Annotated in this window: 3 protein-coding genes; 2 read left to right on the top strand and 1 reads right to left on the bottom strand. The window is 44.8% G+C overall.

Annotated features, from left to right (window positions below):
* The first annotated feature begins 97 nt into the window (after positions 1-97).
* Positions 98-1,456 (top strand): magnesium transporter, encoded by a 1,359-nt coding sequence (gene mgtE, locus CWC03_RS17645; protein WP_138583005.1) that lies wholly within the window; start codon positions 98-100, stop codon positions 1,454-1,456.
* A 67-nt stretch (positions 1,457-1,523) separates the two neighbouring features.
* Here the strand turns inward: mgtE and pmbA are convergent, their stop codons facing one another.
* Positions 1,524-2,873, bottom strand: a complete 1,350-nt coding sequence (gene pmbA / locus CWC03_RS17640; RefSeq protein ID WP_138583004.1) for a metalloprotease PmbA — start codon at positions 2,871-2,873, stop codon at positions 1,524-1,526.
* Between the two features lie 135 nt (positions 2,874-3,008).
* On the opposite strand from pmbA, the gene yjgA reads away from it, so the two are divergent.
* Positions 3,009-3,414, top strand: a 406-nt coding sequence (gene yjgA, locus CWC03_RS17635) for a ribosome biogenesis factor YjgA (RefSeq protein ID WP_138583003.1), incomplete at its 3' end; no start/stop codon positions are given.

Below are 3,414 nucleotides of genomic sequence, written 5' to 3'. Positions count from 1 at the left end.
AATAAAATTCAAATTAAGAAATTGATTTCTGCGATAAAATAAATGAATAGGGTTAACTAAATCAAGTTAGCCACCATTATTATCAAAAAGGATGCCTATGCCTGAAGTATTTGAACAAGACTACACACTGGAACAACTCCAAAAGGTAACTAAAGCCTTAAACAGTGGTCAGTTTGTTCAAGTTAGGCGTATGCTCGCAGAAACAGCACCTTGTGACACTGCACTGCTTTTAGAATCATCTCCTCATAAAGTTCGCTCTATGCTGTGGCAGCTCGTTGACCCAGATATCCAAGGGGATGTCTTAGAGGAACTGTCAGAGGACGTAAGACTTGGGATCATCGCCCAGATGGAGCCGGAGCTAATTGCTGCCGCTACAGAAGACATGGATGACGATGACCTTGGTGATGTCCTAAGAAGCCTGCCTGATACCGTCTACCAAGACGTTATCGGTGCGATGGATAGCCAAGATAGAGAACGTGCGACGCAAGCATTGTCCTACAAGGAACACTCAGCCGGTGCGCTAATGAGCACCGACACGGTCACTATTCGACCCGATGTTACCTTAGAAGTTGTATTTAGATATCTACGTCTTAAAGGCGAATTGCCAGACGGTACGGACGAGTTGTATGTAGTTGATAAAGACAACTGCTTTTTAGGCACGCTGCCTGTCAATACCTTATTAACTAAGTCTCCTGACAGTATGGTTCGAGACTTGATGGATGAAGATAAGGAAACGATCCCTATCTCCATGGATGAGTCTGAAGTGGCGCAGCTTTTTGAGCGTCATAACTGGATCTCGGCTCCTGTCGTTGACGATAACGCCCATTTGCTTGGTCGTGTCACCATTGATGACGTTGTTGACGTTATCCGTGAAGATGCTGAGCACAGCTTGTTAAGTATGGCGGGTCTTGAAGATGAAGAAGACACCTTTGCGCCAGTTCTAAAAAGTAGCCAGCGCCGCTCTATTTGGCTTGGGATTAACCTGTTAACCGCCCTGATGGCAGCGTTTGTTGCAAGCTTCTTCGAAGGTACTCTGGATATTTTGCCTATTCTCGCGGTGTTAAATGGCATAGTACCAAGTATGGGTGGCGTTGCCGGTAGCCAAACGCTAACCTTAGTTATTCGTGGTATTGCCCTTGGTCATATCAACCAGACTAACCAAAGGTTTTTAATGGGTAAAGAGCTGGCGATCGGCGCCTTAAACGGCGTGCTATGGTCAGTATTAATTGCTGGGGTTATTGCTGTATGGCAGTGGGATTTTATACTCGGTGCTGTAATTGCCTTCGCGATGTTTATGAACTTAGTCGCAGCGGGTATCGCGGGAGCCAGTATTCCAATTATGCTAAAGAAAATGAATATCGATCCAGCACTAGCAGGTAGTGTGGTACTAACAACGGTTACTGATATCGTCGGGATCTTTGCATTCCTTGGCACCGCCACTTGGTTATTAGTGTAGCAGTAACAGAGTCGAAATAGCGGGAAATGCTGGTCAAAACCAGCATTTCTTGAGCTGATGAAGGGAGTTATTCGCCCGCTATTTGCATAGTATTGAGTAGTATAGAGCCGGTTTGTACTGCGCCTCGGCATTCAATATCACCGCCAACGCCTTCAATCCCCATAAACATATCTTTTAAATTACCAGCGATAGTAATTTCACTTACAGGATATTGAAGTTCTCCATTTTCGACCCAAAAACCAGCAGCGCCCCTTGAGTAATCACCAGTTACCGTATTAACACCTTGCCCCATCAGTTCAGTGACTAATAAGCCAGTGCCCATCGACGCAAGTAGACTGGTTAAATCGTCGTGTGTTGGTTTTACTAACCAGTTATGGATCCCACCTGCGTGACCAGTCGCTTGCATATTCATTCTGCGTGCGGCATAGCTTGCCAATAAGTAAGTATTAAGCACGCCATCTGTGATAATTTCACGGTCGATGGTTTTTACACCTTCGCTATCGAAAGGACTCGAAGCAAGCCCTCTTAGTAAATGTGGCTTCTCTTCAATATTTACGCAGCGATTAAAAATTTGTGTATCTAAAGAGTCCAACAAGAAGCTAGACTTACGATATAGCGCGCCGCCACCGATACCTGACACTAAGTGTCCAAATAAGCTGTTCGCAATATCCGCTCGAAAAATAACTGGCACTTTACGCGTTGATACCTTACGACTGCCTAATTTTGCCAGCGTTGATTGCGCCGCTTCTAAACCAACTTCTTCAGGGGACTTTAGCTCTGTGTGCACGCGAGATAACGTATATGCAGAATCCCGTTGCATTTGCTCACCTTCTTTACCAATCACCATAGTGCTCAGGCTGTGTCTGGTACGTGGAAATCCTGCAATTAAGCCATGGCTATTGCCATATACACGGATCCCTTGGTGGCTCGATAAGCTCGCGCCATCAGAATTAACGATTCGAGGATCGAATTCTAACGCGGCTTTTTCAGCAGCAATACATTGCTCAATGGCTTCATCGGGAGAGACTTGCCAAGGATGGAAAAGATCTAAATCTGCTGGTGACATCTCTAGCAAGGCTTTATCTGCAACACCATTACAGGGGTCATCCGAGGTAAATCGAGCGATATCTACGGCTTTTTCAACCACTGAGCGTAGGGCTTCAGGACTCAGATCCGCGGTTGATGCGGAGCCTTTATGATTGCCCACATAAACGCTGATACCAAGACCACCATCTTGATTAAACTCAATGGTTTCAACCTCTCCCATTCGTGTACTTACAGACAGACCTGAGGTGCTAGACATCGCCGCTTCTGCCGAGGTTGCACCTAGTTTTTTAGCATGCGCTAACACATCGGCAACTGCATTTTTCACATCATCAATTTGATTATATATAGGGTGTTGTTGAGGTTGAGTCATAGATACCTTATCCGCTCGCTCGTCTAACTAAAACATATTAGCTAATATGCTATCACAGCTACTAACTATTGTAGTGATCAATTGTGGTATACTCTAATGTAGAGACCTTAATATTTACTAGTATAGACAAGACCAATGGCTAAACACGAGCAAACGACCGAAGAAGAGATTATTTACGTTTCAAAAAGCGAGCTTAAGCGCGAGGCGCTAGAGTTGCACGAACTAGGCTGCGAAATTGCAGGGCTTGCCAAGAAGCAGCGTGAGAAGTTACCTCTAACGGACGAGCTTAAAGAGGCCATGACTGTTGCGGATAGGATCCGAGCTAAAACAGATGCTTACCGTCGTCATATGAACTACATTGCCAAGACATTGCGTAGTACTCCAAATGTCGAAGATATTCAGGCTGCGATGGATTTGATGCTAAATAAGAACAATAAAGCAGACGTATTGCTGAATAAGATTGAGCTTATTCGCGATGAAGTGATTGCCAAAGGAGATAGCAAGATTAATGAGCTATTGGATAAGTATCCTGACCTTGAGG

It is taken from the genome of Pseudoalteromonas sp. S2755, assembly GCF_005886535.1.
GTDB lineage: Bacteria > Pseudomonadota > Gammaproteobacteria > Enterobacterales > Alteromonadaceae > Pseudoalteromonas.
This window is presented reverse-complemented; position numbering and strand designations above follow the sequence as displayed.